This window comes from Variovorax sp. dw_954, from assembly GCF_018449755.1.
Classification (GTDB): Bacteria; Pseudomonadota; Gammaproteobacteria; order Burkholderiales; family Burkholderiaceae_C; genus Variovorax.
The window spans coordinates 223,547-239,924 of the sequence record NZ_JAAVVD010000011.1; the positions used below are offsets into that span (position 1 = coordinate 223,547).

A 16,378-nucleotide genomic window follows, 5' to 3' on the forward strand; every position below is an offset into this window, starting at 1 on the left:
GGATTCAAAAACTGTCGGCGGGCACGCGGACCGTGCCTTCCATCAGCACGCGTGCGCTGCGGCTCATCGTGGCCTTGGTGACCGTCCATTGGCCGTCGACGAGCGCAGCCTCGGCGCCCACGCGCAAGGTGCCGGAGGGATGGCCGAAGCGCACGGCCGTGCGCTCGCCGCCGCCCGCCGCCAGATTCACCAGCGTGCCGGGGATGGCGGCGGCGGTGCCGATGGCCACGGCCGCCGTGCCCATCATCGCGTGGTGCAGCTTGCCCATGGACAGGGCGCGCACCAGCAGGTCGACGTCGCCGGCCGCGATCGCCTTGCCGCTGGACGCGGTGTAGCTCCTCGGCCTGGCGACGAAGGCGACCTTGGGCGTGTGCTGGCGCCTGGCGGCTTCGTCGACGTTCTGGATCAGCCCCATGTGCACCGCGCCGTGGGCGCGGATGGCCTCGAACTTGGCCAACGCCTTGGCATCGCCGTTGATGGCGTCCTGCAACTCGGTGCCGGTGTAGCCGATGGATTCGGCGTCCACGAAGATGGTCGGGATGCCGGCGTTGATCAGCGTGGCGTTGAGGGTACCGACGCCGGGAACCTCAAGATCGTCGACCAGCCGGCCGGTGGGGAACATGGCGCCGCCGCCTTCGCCCTCGCCTTCATCGGCGGGGTTGATGAATTCCAGTTGCACCTCGGCGGCCGGGAAGGTCACGCCGTCCAGCTCGAAGTCGCCGGTCTCCTGCACCGCGCCCTCGGTGATCGGCACATGCGCGACGATGGTCTTGCCGATGTTGGCCTGCCAGATGCGCACCACCGCCACGCCGTTGCGCGGCACGCGGCTGGCATCGACCAGGCCGTTGCTGATCGCGAAGGGGCCGACGGCGGCCGACAGGTTGCCGCAGTTGCCGCTCCAGTCGACGAAGGCGCTGTCGATGGACACCTGGCCGAACAGGTAGTCGACATCATGGCCGGGCCGCGTGCTCTTCGACAGGATCACCGTCTTGCTGGTGCTCGAAGTGGATCCGCCCATGCCGTCGATCTGCTTGCCGTAGGGGTCCGGGCTGCCGATCACGCGCATCAGCAGCGCATCGCGCGCGGGCCCCGGCACCTGCGCGGTCGCGGGCAGATCGTGCAGGCAGAAGAACACGCCCTTGCTGGTGCCGCCACGCATGTAGGTGGCGGGGATCTTGATCTGTGGAAGGTGTGGCATCAGGCAGCCTGAGGTTCAGCTTGGTGGGTGGATGCAAGGAAGTCCTGCGCAAAGCGTTGCAGCACGCCGCCGGCCTCGTAGATCGACACTTCCTCGGCCGTGTCCAGCCTGCAAGTCATGGGCACTTCGAGGCGTTCGCCATTGCGGCGCGTGATGATCAGTGTCAGCTCGGCGCGCGGGCGGCGTTCGCCCACCACATCGTAGGTCTCGGTACCGTCGATGCCCAGCGTCAGCCTATTCACGCCCCGCTTGAATTCCAGCGGCAGCACGCCCATGCCGATCAGGTTGGTGCGGTGGATGCGCTCGAAGCCCTCGGCCACGATGGCTTCCACGCCCGCCAGGCGCACGCCCTTGGCCGCCCAGTCGCGCGAGCTGCCCTGGCCGTAGTCGGCGCCGGCGATGATGATGAGCGGCTGCTTGCGCTGCATGTAGGTCTCGATGCCTTCCCACATGCGCACCACCAAGCCCTCGGGCTCGATGCGGGTCAACGAGCCCTTCCTGACCTTGCCGTCGACCACGGCCATCTCGTTGACGAGTTGCGGGTTGGCAAAGGTCGCGCGCTGCGCGGTCAGGTGGTCGCCGCGGTGCGTGGCGTAGGAGTTGAAGTCCTCTTCCGCCAGGCCCATCCTGTGCAGGTACTCGCCGGCCGCGCTGTCCATCATGATGGCGTTGGAGGGCGACAGGTGGTCGGTCGTGATGTTGTCGGGAAGCACGGCCAGCGGGCGCATACCTCGGAGTGTGCGCTCGCCGGCCAGCGCGCCTTCCCAGTACGGTGGGCGGCGGATGTAGGTGCTTTGCGGGCGCCAGTCGTACAGCGGGCTGATCTTCTCGTCGCTGGCCACGCGGATCTTGAACATCGGGTCGTACACGCGGCGAAAGTGCTCGGGCTTCACGCTCTCGGCGACGATCGCGTCGATCTCTTCGTCGCTGGGCCAGATGTCCTTGAGCGTGACGGCCTGGCCGGCGGCGTCGATGCCCAGCACGTCCTTCTCGATGTCGAAGCGCACCGTGCCGGCGATGGCATAGGCCACCACCAGCGGCGGCGAGGCCAGGAAGGCCTGCTTGGCATAGGGGTGGATGCGGCCGTCGAAGTTGCGATTGCCCGAAAGCACGGCCGTGGCGTACAGGTCGCGCTCGATGACTTCCTGCTGGATGGCCGGGTCGAGTGCGCCGCTCATGCCGTTGCAGGTGGTGCAGGCGAAGGCCACGATGCCGAAGCCCAGCTTCTCCAGTTCAGGCAGCAGGCCGGCTTCTTCGAGGTAGAGCTGCACCGCCTTCGAGCCGGGCGCCAGGGACGACTTGACCCACGGCTTGCGCACAAGCCCACGCGCGTTGGCGTTGCGTGCCAGCAGGCCGGCCGCGATGACGTTGCGCGGGTTGCTGGTGTTGGTGCAGCTGGTGATGGCGGCGATGATGACCGCGCCGTCGGGCAATTTGCCGGGGACTTGCTCCCACTTGGCCGCGATGCCACGCGCCGCCAGGTCCGAGGTCGGCAGGCGCTTGTGCGGGTTCGATGGCCCGGCCATGTTGCGCACCACCGAGGACAGGTCGAATCGCAGCACCCGCTCGTATTCGGCGGTCGCCAGTGCATCGGACCACAGGCCCGCTTCCTTGGCATAGAGCTCGACCAGCCGCACCTGCTCGTCCTCGCGCCCGGTCAGGCGCAGGTAGTCGATGGTCATCTGGTCGATGGAGAACATCGCCGCCGTGGCGCCGAATTCCGGCGTCATGTTGGAGATGGTCGCGCGGTCGCCCAGCGTCAACGCCGACGCGCCCTCGCCGTAGAACTCGAGGTACGCGGCGACCACCTTCTCCTTGCGCAGGAATTCGGTCAGCGCCAGCACGATGTCGGTGGCGGTGATGCTGGGCTGCGGCTTGCCGGTGAGTTCCACGCCCACGATGTCCGGCAGGCGCATCCACGATGCGCGGCCGAGCATCACGCTCTCCGCTTCGAGCCCGCCGACGCCGATCGCGATCACGCCCAGCGCATCGACATGCGGCGTGTGGCTGTCGGTGCCGACGAGCGTGTCGGGGTAGGCCACGCCGTCCTTCGCGTGCACCACGGGGCTCATTCGCTCCAGGTTGATCTGGTGCATGATCCCGTTCCCCGGCGGGATCACCTCGACGTTCTTGAACGCCTTCTTCGTCCACTCGATGAAGTGGAAGCGGTCTTCGTTGCGGCGGTCTTCGATGGCGCGGTTCTTCGCGAAAGCGTCCGGGTCGAAGCCGGCGAACTCGACGGCCAGCGAATGGTCGACGATCAATTGCGTCTGCACCACGGGGTTGACCTTGGCCGGGTCCCCGCCCATGTCGGCGATCGCGTCGCGCAGGCCGGCCAGGTCCACCAGCGCGGTCTGTCCCAGGATGTCGTGGCACACCACGCGCGCGGGAAACCAGGGGAAGTCGCGCTCGCGCTTTCGTTCGATGAGTTGCAGCAGCGATTCGCTGAGGATGGCAGGGTCGCAGCGGCGCACCAGGTTCTCGGCATGCACGCGCGAGGTGTACGGCAGTCTGGCCCAGGCGCCGGGTTGGAGCGCGTCGACCGCTTCGCGGGCATCGAAGTAGTCGAGCGTCGTGTGGGGCAGTCTTTTTCTGTATTGGGTGTTCATGGTCACTTTCGCTCGCCGATCGGCACGAAGACGAGGTCTTCCGGGCCGGTGTAGTTGGCGCTCGGGCGGATGATCTTGTTGTCGATGCGCTGCTCGATGATGTGCGCGGCCCAGCCCGAGGTGCGCGCGATGACGAAGAGCGGCGTGAACATGGCGGTGGGCACGCCCATCATGTGATAGCTCACGGCGCTGAACCAGTCCAGGTTGGGGAACATCTTCTTGGCATCCCACATCACGCCCTCCAGGCGCTCGGCGATGTCGAACATCTTGGTCGATCCGGCCTCCTGCGACAGCGTCTTTGCCACGCCCTTGATGACCACGTTGCGCGGGTCGCTCACCGTGTAGACCGGGTGGCCGAAGCCGATCACGACTTCCTTGGCCTCCACGCGGCGACGCACGTCGGCCTCGGCCTCGTCGGGCGAGTCGTAGCGCTTCTGGATCTCGAAGGCGACCTCGTTGGCGCCGCCATGCTTGGGGCCGCGCAGCGCGCCGATGGCGCCGGTGACGGCCGAGTACACATCCGCCCCGGTGCCCGCCACCACGCGGGCGGCGAAGGTGCTGGCGTTGAACTCGTGCTCGGCGTAGAGGTTGAGCGAGGTGTGCATCGCGCGCTCCCAATTGGGGGAGGGCTTGCGGCCATGCAGCAGGTGCAGGAAGTGCGCGCCGATGGAGTCGTCGTCGGTCTCCACCTCGATGCGCTTGCCCTGCGTCGACCAGTGGTACCAGTACAGCAGCATCGAGCCGAGCGAGGCCATCAGGCGGTCCGCAATGTCGCGCGCGCCGGGCAGGTTGTGGTCGTCCTTCTCGGGCAGCACGCAGCCGAGCGTCGAGACGCCGGTGCGCATCACGTCCATCGGGTGCGCGCCGGCCGGCAACTGCTCCAGCGCCTGCTTGACGCTGGCGGGCAGGCCGCGCATGGCCTTCAGCCGGTCCTTGTAGGCGCGCAGTTCGGCGGCCGTCGGCAGCTTGCCGTGCACCAGCAGGTGCGCAATCTCCTCGAACTCGCAGACCTCGGCGATGTCGAGGATGTCGTAACCGCGGTAGTGCAGGTCGTTGCCGGTGCGCCCGACGGTGCACAACGCGGTGTTGCCGGCGGTCACGCCCGACAGGGCAACGGATTTCTTCGGCTTGAAGCCGTTGGGCGACGCGAGGTCGTTCATGCAATCTCCAGTTCTTTTTTCAGGTAGGTGTGGGGAATCGGGGCAGGCCGCCCTTGGGCATCGACTGCCACCATCTCGAAGACGCCGTTGAGCGCCATCTCGGCCTCTTCGCCGAAGCGCTCGGCCATGCCGGTGACGCAGACGGTCATCGAACTGCGGCCGACGCGGCTCACGAAAGCACGCAGGCGCAGCACGCTGCCGACCGGCACGCGCGCCACGAACTGCGCGTCGACGCAGCGGGCCATCACGACATCCGATTTCGCGTGCTGCCGCGCCACCAGGAAGGCGGCCTTGGACATCAAAAGCAGGGCATTGCCGCCGAACAGCGTCCCGTAGTGGTTCGCGTGCTCGGGGAACACGATTTCGGCGACCTCGATGGTGGGAGTTTCTTCAGTCATGCTTCGCAATATACGCAAAGCAGGCGCCATAATGAAGGACTGAAATGGCGAATGATTGCGAATGAAAAACCGTCAAGTTGCGAAGATTGCGAATGATAAGACTCTGGCTTGGAGTGACACCTGATGCGCAAGACCTTCATGGGCGTGCGCCTGCGCAAACTCCGCGCCGAGCGCGGCCTGAGCCAGGTGGCGCTCGCAAACGCGCTCGGCTTGTCGCCCAGCTACCTGAACCAGCTGGAGCAGAACCAGCGGCCCCTGACGGTCGCGGTGCTGCTCAAGATCAGCCGCACGCTCGGGGTCGACGTGCAGCAGTTCTCCGACGACGAGGAAGCGCGGCTCGTTGCCGACATGCGCGAGGCCGTGGCGGACAACCCCGGCGGCGAAGTCATCGCGTTGCCCGAGCTGACGGAAATCGCCTCGCAGATGCCTGCCGTGGGCCACGCACTCATCGCGCTTCATCGACGCCATCAGGAGGCGCTGGAACGCCTTGAAGCCATGTCCACCGAGCTGGGCGACGGGCGCGGCGACTTGGCGCGTGGGCGCCCGATGCCTTTCGAGGTGGTGCGAGACTTCTTCTTTGCCAACCAGAACTACTTCGACGCGCTGGACAGCGCGGCGGAAACGCTGGCCGCCGAGGCACGCGCACACGGCGGACCGCTGGGTGAGTGGCTGATGGGGAGGCTGATGAAGCAGCATGGGGTGCGCGTGGTGCCGTCCGACGAAGGGGCGGAGCTCAGCCAGCGCCGATACGACCCGGCCAGCCGCGTGCTTCGGCTGTCATCCAGTCTGGAACCAGGGCAGCAGGCTTTCCAGCTCGCCACGCAACTGGCGTTGCTGGAGCAGTCGGCGCTCATTGAGGCGCTGGTCGAAAGCGCAGGCTTTGGCGACGCCGCGGCGCACGGACTGGCACGCATCGGACTGGCCAATTACTTTGCAGGCGCCTTGCTGCTGCCCTACGCGGCTTTTCTCGGCGCTGCCGAAAACCTCCGCTACGACATCGACCAGCTGGCGCGACGCTTCGGCGTCGGCTTCGAGACCGTCTGCCACCGCCTGAGCACGTTGCAGCGGCCCGATGCACCGGGCGTGCCTTTCTTCTTCATCCGCGTGGACCGGGCCGGCAACATCTCCAAGCGCCAGTCGGCCACGCACTTCCACTTCTCCAAGACTGGTGGCACCTGTCCCCTGTGGAACGTGTATGAGGCCTTTGCGCAGCCGGGGCGCATCCTGCCGCAACTCGCACGCATGCCCGATGGCCGGGCCTACCTCTGGATCGCGCGAACCGTCTCGCACGGCCAGCGCGGCTACGGCTCACCGAGCAAAACCTTCTCGATCGGGCTGGGCTGCGACGTGCGCTATGCGCCGCGGCTGGTCTATGCCAAGGGGCTGGACCTGAAGGACCCGGAGGTGCCGACGCCCATCGGCATGGGCTGCAAGGTGTGCGAGCGGATGGCGTGCCCGCAGCGGGCCTTCCCCTTCGTCGGCCGGCCGCTGGACGTGAACGAGAACGAGAGCCGGTTCACGCCGTATGCGGTGGCGGGCGGCCAGCCCGGAGCCCCGCCACCCGCACGCAAGGGCAAGGCCACCGGTTAGCGCCGGTTCGCAGGACCCACGGAGTCGCGGTTACTGGTGCGAAACGGTGTCCGTCAACTTGGCGCCAGTTCAGCGCGCAACGCTCGCGCCGCAGCAACCATGTTCGACAGCGCAGCCTCCGTCTCCGGCCAGCCGCGCGTCTTGAGGCCGCAGTCCGGGTTGATCCACAGGTTGGCAGCCGGCACGACGGCCGCCGCCTTGCGCATCAGCCGCACCATCTCGTCGGTCGTGGGCACGCGCGGCGAGTGGATGTCGTAGACACCGGGGCCGATCTCGTTCGGATACTTGAAGTCGCCGAAGCCGCGCAGCAGCTCCATGTCGGAGCGACTGGTCTCGATGGTGATCACGTCCGCATCCATCGCGGCGATCTCCGGCAGGATGGCGTTGAACTCCGAATAGCACATGTGGGTGTGGATCTGCGTGCGGTCGGCCACGCCCGAGGCGCTGATGCGAAACGAGCGCGTGGCGCCTTCCAGGTAGCTCTTCCAGCCCGCGCGGCGCAGCGGCAGGCCTTCGCGGATGGCCGGCTCGTCGATCTGGATGATGCCGATGCCGGCCTTCTCCAGGTCCACCACCTCGTCGCGGATGGCCCACGCGATCTGCTCGGTGGTGACGCTGCGCGGCTGGTCGTCGCGCACGAAGGACCATTGCAGGATGGTGACGGGGCCGGTGAGCATGCCCTTCATCGGCAGCTTCGTCAGGCTCTGGGCATAGGCGGTCCATTCGACAGTCATTGCTGCCGGACGAGCCACGTCGCCATAGATGATCGGCGGCTTCACGCAGCGCGAACCGTAGGACTGCACCCAGCCGTGGGTGGTGAAGGCGAAGCCGTCGAGTTGCTCGCCGAAGTACTCGACCATGTCGTTGCGCTCGGCCTCGCCGTGCACCAGGACGTCGATGCCCAGCGCTTCCTGCTTGCGCACGGCCAAGGCGATCTCGGCCTTCATCTTTTCGGCATAGGTGGTGGCGTCGAGTTCGCCGCGCTTGAAGGCGGCGCGGGCTGCGCGGATCGCAGCGGTCTGGGGGAAGGATCCGATGGTGGTCGTGGGCAAGGGAGGCAGCGCGAAGCGGGCGCGCTGCGCGGCCTGGCGCTTTGCAAAGCCGGAATTGCGGCGATCGTCGCTGGTCACGCTGCGCGCAATGCGCAGGCCGACATCGGCGCGGTGCACACGCGGGCTCGCACGGCGGGCGGCCACCGCGGTGCGGGCGGCGATCAGCTCGGCCTCCACGGCGTTTTCCTCGCCGTCCAGCGCGGCGCGCAGCACGCGCAGCTCATCGAGCTTTTCCACGGCAAAGGCCAGCCAGGGCTTCACTTCCGCATCGAGCCGGGTCTCGCCCGCCAGGCTGAAGGGCACGTGCAGCAGCGAGCACGACGGCGCGATCCACAGCTCACCCCGATGCTTCGCGGTCACCGGCCCCAGGCGCGCGAGCGCGGCGTCCAGGTCGGTGCGCCAGATGTTGCGGCCGTCCACGATGCCGACCGAGAGCACCTTGTGCGCTGGCAACCAGTCGGCCACGCTGGTGAGCTCGGCCGGCGCGCGCACCGCATCCACGTGCAGGCCGGCCACCGGAAGCTGGCAGGCCAAACGCAGGTTATCCGACAGCGGAGAGAAATAGGTGGCGAGCAGCAGCTTGGGCGCGCTGCGGGCGAGCTGCCAGTAGCTCCGCTCGAAGGCGTTGCGCCAGGCGTCGGGCAGGTCCAGGCCGAGGATCGGTTCGTCGATCTGCACCCATTCGACGCCCAGCGACTTGAGCCTGGCCAGCACCTGCTCGTAGACCGGCAGCAGCGAATCCAGCAGCGTGAAGCGATTGAAGCCAGGCTGCTTTTCCTTGCCGAGCCAAAGGAAGCTCAGCGGCCCGAGCAGCACCGCCTTGACCTTGTGGCCGAGCTTCTGGGCCTGGGCAACTTCATTGAACAGCCGCACCGAGGCCAGGCTGAAGCGCGTGTAGGCGCTGAACTCCGGCACGAGGTAGTGGTAGTTGGTGTCGAACCACTTGGTCATCTCCAGCGCAAAGGTCGCGTGGCTGCCGTGCGTGCAGCCTTCGTGGCCGGCCTCGTCGGCCACGCCGCGCGCCATCGTGAAGTAGCGGGCCAGTTCGGGCTCGTCACCCGGAAAGTCGAAGCGCGGAGGCTCGCAACCCAGCATCTGGATGTGATTGGCAACATGGTCGTAGAAAGCAAAGTCGCCGACCGTCACGAAGTCCAGGCCGGCATCGCCCTGCGCCTGCCAGCGGCGTGCGCGCAGCTCGGCGCCAACGGCTTCGAGGCCAGCGGCATCGATCTCGCCGCGCCAGTGCTTTTCGAGGGCGAACTTCAGTTCGCGTTGGGCGCCCATTCGTGGGAAGCCGAGGGTGTGTGTACGTGTCATCCGTCGATCATCCCGTGCCATGCAATATGATTCAAACGAAACTTATTGCCAATCAACGTGAAATTGATTCAAGATGCAGTCGATCCTCGAAATCCGCCACCTGCGCACCCTGGCCGCCTTGCGTGACACCGGCAGCCTGGTGCGCGCGGCGCAGATGCTCAACCTGACGCAGTCGGCGCTGTCGCACCAGGTCAAGCTGCTCGAAGAACACTTCGGCATGCCATTGTTCGAGCGCAAGTCGGTGCCGCCGCAGTTCAGCGGTGCGGGCCAGCGCATCCTGCAATTGGCCGATACCACGCTCGCGCTGGTCGACGAGGCGGAGCGGGACGTCGCCCGCCTGGCGCAGGGCGCCGACGGGCAACTGCGCATCGTGGTCGAGTGCCACACCTGCTTCGACTGGTTGATGCCGGCGATGGACGAGTTCCGCAGCCGCTGGCCCGAGATCGAACTGGACATCGTCTCGGGCTTTCATCCGGACCCGATCGCGCTGGTGTTGCAGGACCGGGCCGAGGTGGCGATCGTGTCGGAACAGGATGCGGACGAGGTAGTCGACTACCACCCGCTGTTCCGCTTCGAGATCGTGGCGCTGCTGGCCAACGACCATCCGCTGGCCGCGAAGGAATACCTCACGGCCCGGCATTTCGCCGACCAGACGCTGATCACCTACCCGGTGCCCGACGACATGCTCGACATCGTGCGCCAGGTCCTGGCGCCGGCGGGCGTCGAGCCCCTGCACCGCCGCACCACCGAACTCACGGTCGCCATGCTGCAACTGGTGGCCAGCGGCCGCGGTGTCGCGACCTTGCCCTTGTGGGCGGTCCAGGGCTATCTGGAGTGCGGCTATGTCACGGCCAGGCCGGTGGGGCGCAAGGGCCTGACGGGCGAGCTGCACATGGCTTGCAGTTCGGCGACTTCGAGCCGCCCCTGGGCTGACGACTTCGTGCGCATCACGCGCGAGACCTGCTTCAAGACATTGCCGGGCATCGAGTTGCTGTAACGGAGCCGACAGATCAAGGTCGGCTTCGATTCGGAACCGGCCTGCGGCGCAAGTGCCACAATTTACCCATGAGCCAGACCCCGCGCGTAGCCATCCAGACACACGACTTTGACTTGGCCGCCGAGGTGGCACTCCTGCGTGGCACCGATACGCGCGTGGGCGCGGTCTGCGCTTTCGTCGGCACGGTGCGCGACCGCAACGACGGATCGGCTGTGGCCTCGATGGAGTTGGAGCATTACCCCGGCATGACCGAGAAGGCGATCGAAGCCATGATCGACGAGGCGCAGCGCCGCTTCGACGTCCTTGGCGCGCGCGTGGTGCATCGCGTGGGCCTGATGCAGCCGCTGGACCAGATCATGATGGTGGCGGTCGTCTCGGCGCACCGCGGCCAGAGCTTCGAGGCCTGCGAGTTCCTGATGGACTACCTGAAGACCCAGGCGCCGTTCTGGAAGAAGGAACAAACGCCCGAAGGCGCCCGTTGGGTCGATGCGCGCGTGGCCGACGACAAGGCGTTGGCACGCTGGGGCATCGACGCTGCCAACGCGGAGAAGGCGTGAATCTTTCTATCGTGGACTCCGATCCCGGGTCTGCGGCGTTGGCTCCGGCATCACAAGCGCTTCCGCGCATACGCGCTCTGGATCAGGGAGCCACAGTGCTGGAGCCCGCGATCGTCGCGCCTTCGGCAGCGCACGCCGCCGCCTGCGGCGCGCCGGCGGCACGGGCCTTGGCGACCTCGTCGCGCGCCGCTGCCAGCTGCGCGTTGAACACCGCGTTGCTGTGCAGGCGCGCCACCGTGGCGGACCCGACCAGTCGGCCGGCCTCGATGTCGCTCTGCCAGTGAACGCCGCAGATGGCGCGGCTTTGCGAGAACGCGCGGCCGCGCTGCAGGATCGCATCAGCGCGATCGGGCGCGACTTCCGCCAGCACCAGCGCCCAGCCCCAGCCGACGGACGAGTGGCCGGACGGGTACGAACCATCCTTGGCCAGAAAGGCTTCTTCCTTCGGCGTGCAGCTCGCGGTCTTGTAGACGACAAAAGGCCGCGTGCGCACGTACTTGTCCTTGGCCTTGTAGGTCGCCAGGCCGGCGTCGGTCAGCGTGCGGCGCAGCAGCATGCTGAGGTTGGGCGTGCCTTGCTCGGAAATCTGTACGCCCAGGGCGCATGAGAAGACCGACGCGGCTTCGGGGAAATGCAGGTTCGCATCCGACACGGCCATGGCGCCGCGCGGCGTGCCCTGCAGCTTGGTGAGGTTGCGGAAGGTGGCGGTGTCGGCGGCGTAGGCCGGCGAATCCGCGGCGGGCGGGGCCGGGAGCAATGCGAGGCTGTCGGGCAACTCGGCGGGCGCGAGGTAGCCCTTGAGGTAGCCGGTGCCGGCGCGCAGTTCGCCCACCTCGGCAGCCGATGTGGGCGCGACGACGCGCGGTGACGTGGTGCATGCGCCGGCCAGCAGCGCGACGGCCAGGGTGGCCGTCAACGTCTTGATCTCCATGGATGTCTCCTCCTTTTTTTTCGGGAGCGCCATGGTAACGGTACAGCTACAGCGCCTTGAAGCCGCTCGCCTGGATGATGCGCTCCCACGACTGCGTGTAGGTGCGCACGCGGCCCGAGAACTGCCCTTGCGGTTCATAGCCCACGCTGAGACCCATGTTTGTGAGCTTGTCGCGCACGTCGGGCATGGCCAGGACTTTCTGCAACGCCGTGCCGAAACGGTCGATGAAGGCCTGCGGCGTGCCGACCGGCGCGAAAACGCCGTAGTACGGCAGGTCGTTGAGGTTGGCGAAGCCCAGTTCCGTGAAGGTCGGCACCTGCGGCAGCAAGACCTGGCGCCTGGCGCCGATGGTGGCGACGATGCGGACCTTGCCGGCGCGATGGTTCTCGATGAAGTCCGGCACCGACGCGATGCCGGCGCTGATCTGGTTGCCCAGCATGTCCGCGGTCATGGGGGCGCTGCCGCGGTAGGGCGCCGACTGGATGTCGAGCTTCGATTTCTCCGCGATCATCTTGACCAGGAACTCCGGGATCGAGGCGGGGGCGGGAATGCCGATGGTGTCCTTGCCGCCCTTCTGGGTCTTGACCCATTTCAGGTATTCATCAAAGGTCTTTGCCGGCGTACCGCCAGAGACGGCCAGCACGTTGGCGAAGGTGGCGAATCCGGCCACGGGCACGAAGTCGGTAGCCGGGTTGAAGCCGGGGTTCTTCACCACTTGCGGAAGGATCGAGATGGTGTGGTCGTGCGACAGCAGCAGCGTGTGGCCGTCGGCCGGCGAGGCCTTGAGCGCCTGCGCGGCAATCTGTCCGCCAGCGCCGGCACGGTTCTCGACGACGATCGGCACGCCGAGTTCGTCCTTGAGCTTTTCGCCGAGCATGCGGGCGATGGCGTCGGTGCCGGCGCCGGCCGGAAAGCCGACGAGAAGACGGATCGGCGTGCCGCCTTGCGCCTGGGCGAGGCCCGAGAACGCAGTGAACGCAGCCAGCGCCACCGCGCTGCGCACGCCGCGCGACAGGACACCTCGTCTTGAAAAGAACATGATCGACTCCAGAGCAGTGATTTGAGGAAAGTCGGCGGCCGGGCGAGATTTGCCCTTGAATCGCCGCGCAACAGTCCTATTTTGAATGCAGGAATCAAGCCATGCGCCAAGACAAACTCACCACCAAATTCCAGGAAGCCCTCGGCGACGCCCAGTCGCTCGCCCTCGGCAATGACAACGCCTACATCGAGCCGGTGCACCTGCTGCTCGCGATGCTGCGCCAGGACGAAGGTCCGCGCGCGGTGCTCGAACGCGCCGGCGCCAACGTGCCGGGCCTCGTACAGGCTGCAGAAGCCGCGATCAAGAAACTGCCGCAGGTGCAGGGGCACGACGTCGTGCAGGTCGGGCCGGACCTCAACAAGCTGCTGCAAGCCACCGAGAAGGAAGCGATCAAGCGCAACGACCAGTTCATTGCCGGAGAACTCTTCCTGCTCGCGGTGGCCGACAGCAAGGCCGAGATCGGCAATCTCGCGCGCAGCAACGGACTCACGCGCAAATCGCTCGAAGCCGCGATCGAAGCGGTGCGCGGCGGGCAGGGCGTCAACAGCGCCGATGCCGAAGGCCAGCGTGAAGCCCTCAAGAAATACTGCATGGACCTGACCGAGCGCGCGCGCTTGGGCAAGCTCGACCCGGTGATCGGCCGCGACGAGGAAATCCGCCGCGCCATCCAGGTGCTGCAACGCCGCACCAAGAACAACCCCGTGCTCATCGGCGAACCCGGCGTGGGCAAGACCGCCATCGTCGAAGGGCTGGCGCAGCGCATCGTCGCGGGCGAGGTGCCCGAGTCGCTGAAGGGCAAGCGCGTGCTGTCGCTCGACATGGCCGCGCTGCTGGCCGGTGCCAAGTTCCGCGGCGAATTCGAGGAGCGCCTGAAGACGGTGCTGAACGAACTAGCGAAGGACGAAGGCCAGACCATCGTCTTCATCGACGAACTGCACACCATGGTCGGTGCCGGCAAGGCCGAAGGCGCGATGGACGCGGGCAACATGCTCAAGCCGGCGCTGGCGCGCGGCGAACTGCATTGCGTCGGCGCCACCACGCTCGACGAATACCGCAAGTACATCGAGAAGGACGCCGCGCTGGAACGCCGCTTCCAGAAGATCATCGTCGGCGAGCCGAGCGTGGAGGCGACCATCGCCATCCTGCGCGGGCTGCAGGAAAAATACGAGTTGCACCACGGCGTGCAGATCACCGACCCGGCCATCGTCGCTGCGGCCGAGCTGAGCGACCGCTACGTCACCGACCGCTTCCTGCCCGACAAGGCCATCGACCTGATCGACGAGGCCGCGGCCAAGATCAAGATCGAGATGGACTCCAAGCCCGAGGTCATGGACCGGCTCGACCGCCGCCTGATCCAGTTGCAGATCGAGCGCGAAGCCGTGCGCCGCGAGAAGGACGAGGCCTCGCAGAAGCGGCTCGGCCTGATCGAGGAAGAGATCGTCAGGCTGCAGAAAGAGATCGCCGACTACGACGAGATCTGGCAGGCCGAGAAGGCGCAAGCCCAGGGCAGCGCGCACATCCGCGAGGACATCGACAAGATCAAGTTCCAGATCGCCGAATTCACCAGCAAGGGTGATTTCAACCGCGTCGCCGAACTGCAATACGGGCAGCTTCCAGCGCTCGAAAAGCGCCTGAAGGAAGCCGAAGCGAGCGAGGCGAAGAAGGGCACCGCGAGCGCGCCGAAACTGCTGCGCACGCAGGTCGGCGCGGAAGAGATCGCGGAGGTCGTCGCGCGTGCCACCGGCATTCCCGTGGCCAAGCTGATGCAGGGCGAGCGCGACAAGCTGCTCGTGATGGAAGGCAAGCTGCACGAACGCGTGGTCGGGCAGGACGAGGCCATTGGCGCCGTCGCGAATGCCATCCGTCGCTCGCGCTCCGGCCTGAGCGATCCGAACCGTCCGACCGGCTCCTTCCTGTTCCTCGGCCCGACGGGCGTGGGCAAGACCGAGCTGTGCAAGGCGCTCGCAGGCTTCCTGTTCGACGCCGAAGACCACCTCATCCGCATCGACATGAGCGAGTTCATGGAGAAGCATTCGGTGGCGCGCCTGATCGGTGCGCCGCCCGGCTACGTGGGCTACGAGGAGGGCGGCTACCTGACCGAGGCCGTGCGGCGCAAGCCCTACAGCGTGGTGCTTCTCGATGAAGTGGAGAAGGCGCATCCGGACGTCTTCAACGTGCTGCTGCAAGTGCTCGACGATGGCCGCCTGACCGATGGCCAAGGGCGCACCGTGAACTTCAAGAACACGGTGATCGTGATGACCAGCAACATCGGTTCGCCCATCATCCAGGCGATGGTGGGCAAGCCGTACGATGAGATCAAGGACGCGGTGTGGGACGAGTTGAAGAACTACTTCCGTCCCGAGTTCCTGAACCGCATCGACGAGACGGTGGTGTTCCACGCGCTCGACGCTAAGAACATCGAGGCCATCGCGGCGATCCAGCTCAAGGTGCTGCAGGCGCGTCTGGCGAAGATGGACCTGGGACTGGAAGTGTCCGCTGCCGCACTGGCGGAAATTGCCAAGGTCGGCTTCGATCCGGTGTTCGGTGCGCGGCCGCTCAAGCGGGCGATCCAGCAGCGCATCGAGAACCCGTTGTCGAAGCTGCTGCTCGACGGCAGTTTCGGGCCGAAGGACACGATCCACGTGACGACCGACACGATCCATTCGCCGGGTGTGTTTCAGTTTGCGAAGTCGGAGGAACCAACCGACGAGGTGGTAGCCTAAGTGCCGATGCTGACCTTTCTACTGCGCGTGATCCTGTTTTGCATGGGGCTGGTGCTGGCCGCTAGCCTCGCCGTGGCCGTGCTGTTTTTGGCCGCGCTGTGGATCATGGGGTACGTGTGGGCCCGCATCACCGGAAAGCCGGTGAGGCCGTGGGTGATGCGATTCAATCCGGGCAGCGGCTTCGACCGTTTCCGCCAGGCCACGAAGCCGCCGGAGCCCAATGCCGCCGACGTGGTGAATGCGCGGGCACGCGGCGAGTCGGTGGAGCAACCGGCGCGCATCGTTCGCGGCGCGGCCGGCGACGTGACCGACGTGATGCCGAAGACGCCGTCGAACCGCTGATCCTCCTTCACGGTACGCGCAAACCTGCGGCCGGTTGCGCGTTGCTGGCGCCTGCGAAAATCGCCGCCTGAGAAAGTAGATGTCGAACAAGTCCCCGGCGGGGCTTTCAGCGTCTCCCTCACCCGATTTTCATAACCAGGAGCTTTTCTCATGAGCACTCGCGACATCTTCGTGGTCGGCACCGCCCGCACCGCCATCGGCACCTTCGGCGGTTCGCTGAAGGACGTTCCCAACACCCAGCTCGCCACCACTGCCGTCAAGGCCGCCATCGAGCGCAGCGGCGTGGCAGCGGACGCCATCGGCCACGTGGTGATGGGCAACGTCATCCCGACCGACGTCAAGGACGCCTACCTCAGCCGCGTGGCCGCCATCGATGCGGGCTGCCCCATCGAGACGCCGGCCTTCAACGTCAACCGCCTTTGCGGCTCGGGCCTGCAGGCCATCGTGTCGGCGGCGCAAGCCATC

General features: G+C 66.7%; 12 protein-coding genes and 1 pseudogene. 6 read left to right on the top strand and 7 right to left on the bottom strand.

Features of this window, described 5'->3' with window-relative positions; all coding sequences use genetic code 11:
- Positions 1–4 precede the first annotated feature (4 nt).
- From prpF to HB681_RS18960, 4 genes are read right to left on the bottom strand one after another with little or no spacing between them, the layout of a single operon-like run.
- Positions 5–1,198, bottom strand: coding sequence for a 2-methylaconitate cis-trans isomerase PrpF (gene prpF, locus HB681_RS18945; protein ID WP_213956414.1), 1,194 nt, complete (start codon positions 1,196–1,198; stop codon positions 5–7).
- A complete protein-coding gene (gene acnD / locus HB681_RS18950) occupies positions 1,198–3,807 on the bottom strand; it encodes a Fe/S-dependent 2-methylisocitrate dehydratase AcnD (protein WP_213956415.1) in 2,610 nt (869 codons plus the stop codon). Before acnD ends, prpF begins: the two co-directional genes overlap by 1 nt.
- Positions 3,808–3,809: 2 nt before the next feature.
- A complete protein-coding gene (prpC, locus tag HB681_RS18955; protein WP_213956416.1) occupies positions 3,810–4,967 on the bottom strand; it encodes a 2-methylcitrate synthase in 1,158 nt (385 codons plus the stop codon).
- Positions 4,964–5,365, bottom strand: coding sequence for an acyl-CoA thioesterase (locus HB681_RS18960; RefSeq protein WP_213956417.1), 402 nt, complete (start codon positions 5,363–5,365; stop codon positions 4,964–4,966). The genes prpC and HB681_RS18960 overlap by 4 nt, the downstream gene beginning before the upstream one ends.
- A gap of 123 nt (positions 5,366–5,488) precedes the next feature.
- Here HB681_RS18960 and HB681_RS18965 point away from each other — a divergent pair, with 123 nt between their 5' ends.
- A complete protein-coding gene (locus tag HB681_RS18965; RefSeq protein WP_213956418.1) occupies positions 5,489–6,955 on the top strand; it encodes a short-chain fatty acyl-CoA regulator family protein in 1,467 nt (488 codons plus the stop codon).
- 53 nt (positions 6,956–7,008) lie between these two features.
- Here HB681_RS18965 and metE read toward each other — a convergent pair whose 3' ends face one another.
- On the bottom strand, positions 7,009–9,324 hold the full coding sequence (gene metE / locus HB681_RS18970; RefSeq protein WP_213956419.1) for a 5-methyltetrahydropteroyltriglutamate--homocysteine S-methyltransferase: 2,316 nt from the start codon (positions 9,322–9,324) through the stop codon (positions 7,009–7,011).
- 73 nt (positions 9,325–9,397) lie between these two features.
- On the opposite strand from metE, the gene HB681_RS18975 reads away from it, so the two are divergent.
- Both HB681_RS18975 and HB681_RS18980 read left to right on the top strand, forming a co-directional pair.
- A complete protein-coding gene (locus HB681_RS18975) occupies positions 9,398–10,321 on the top strand; it encodes a LysR family transcriptional regulator (protein ID WP_213956420.1) in 924 nt (307 codons plus the stop codon).
- 68 nt (positions 10,322–10,389) lie between these two features.
- The gene (locus HB681_RS18980; RefSeq protein WP_213956421.1) at positions 10,390–10,878 is read left to right on the top strand and encodes a molybdenum cofactor biosynthesis protein MoaE; all 489 of its coding nucleotides are present in this window, start codon (positions 10,390–10,392) and stop codon (positions 10,876–10,878) included.
- An 82-nt stretch (positions 10,879–10,960) separates the two neighbouring features.
- On the opposite strand, the gene HB681_RS18985 is transcribed toward HB681_RS18980, so the two are convergent.
- Both HB681_RS18985 and HB681_RS18990 read right to left on the bottom strand, forming a co-directional pair.
- Positions 10,961–11,809: a phosphatase PAP2 family protein gene (locus HB681_RS18985; RefSeq protein WP_213956422.1), complete on the bottom strand. Its 849-nt coding sequence runs from the start codon at positions 11,807–11,809 to the stop codon at positions 10,961–10,963.
- Between the two features lie 46 nt (positions 11,810–11,855).
- Positions 11,856–12,848 carry a Bug family tripartite tricarboxylate transporter substrate binding protein gene (locus HB681_RS18990; RefSeq protein WP_213956423.1) on the bottom strand — a complete coding sequence of 331 codons (993 nt, stop codon included), beginning with the start codon at positions 12,846–12,848 and terminating at the stop codon, positions 11,856–11,858.
- Between the two features lie 101 nt (positions 12,849–12,949).
- Between HB681_RS18990 and clpB the strand changes: the two genes are divergently transcribed.
- The 3 genes and pseudogenes from clpB to HB681_RS19005 form a co-directional block, all read left to right on the top strand.
- The gene (gene clpB / locus HB681_RS18995; protein ID WP_213956424.1) at positions 12,950–15,571 is read left to right on the top strand and encodes an ATP-dependent chaperone ClpB; all 2,622 of its coding nucleotides are present in this window, start codon (positions 12,950–12,952) and stop codon (positions 15,569–15,571) included.
- 6 nt (positions 15,572–15,577) lie between these two features.
- Positions 15,578–15,913: a hypothetical protein gene (locus HB681_RS19000; RefSeq protein WP_213956425.1), complete on the top strand. Its 336-nt coding sequence runs from the start codon at positions 15,578–15,580 to the stop codon at positions 15,911–15,913.
- 150 nt (positions 15,914–16,063) lie between these two features.
- Positions 16,064–16,378 (top strand): annotated as a pseudogene (locus HB681_RS19005) (acetyl-CoA C-acyltransferase); the annotation flags it as partial.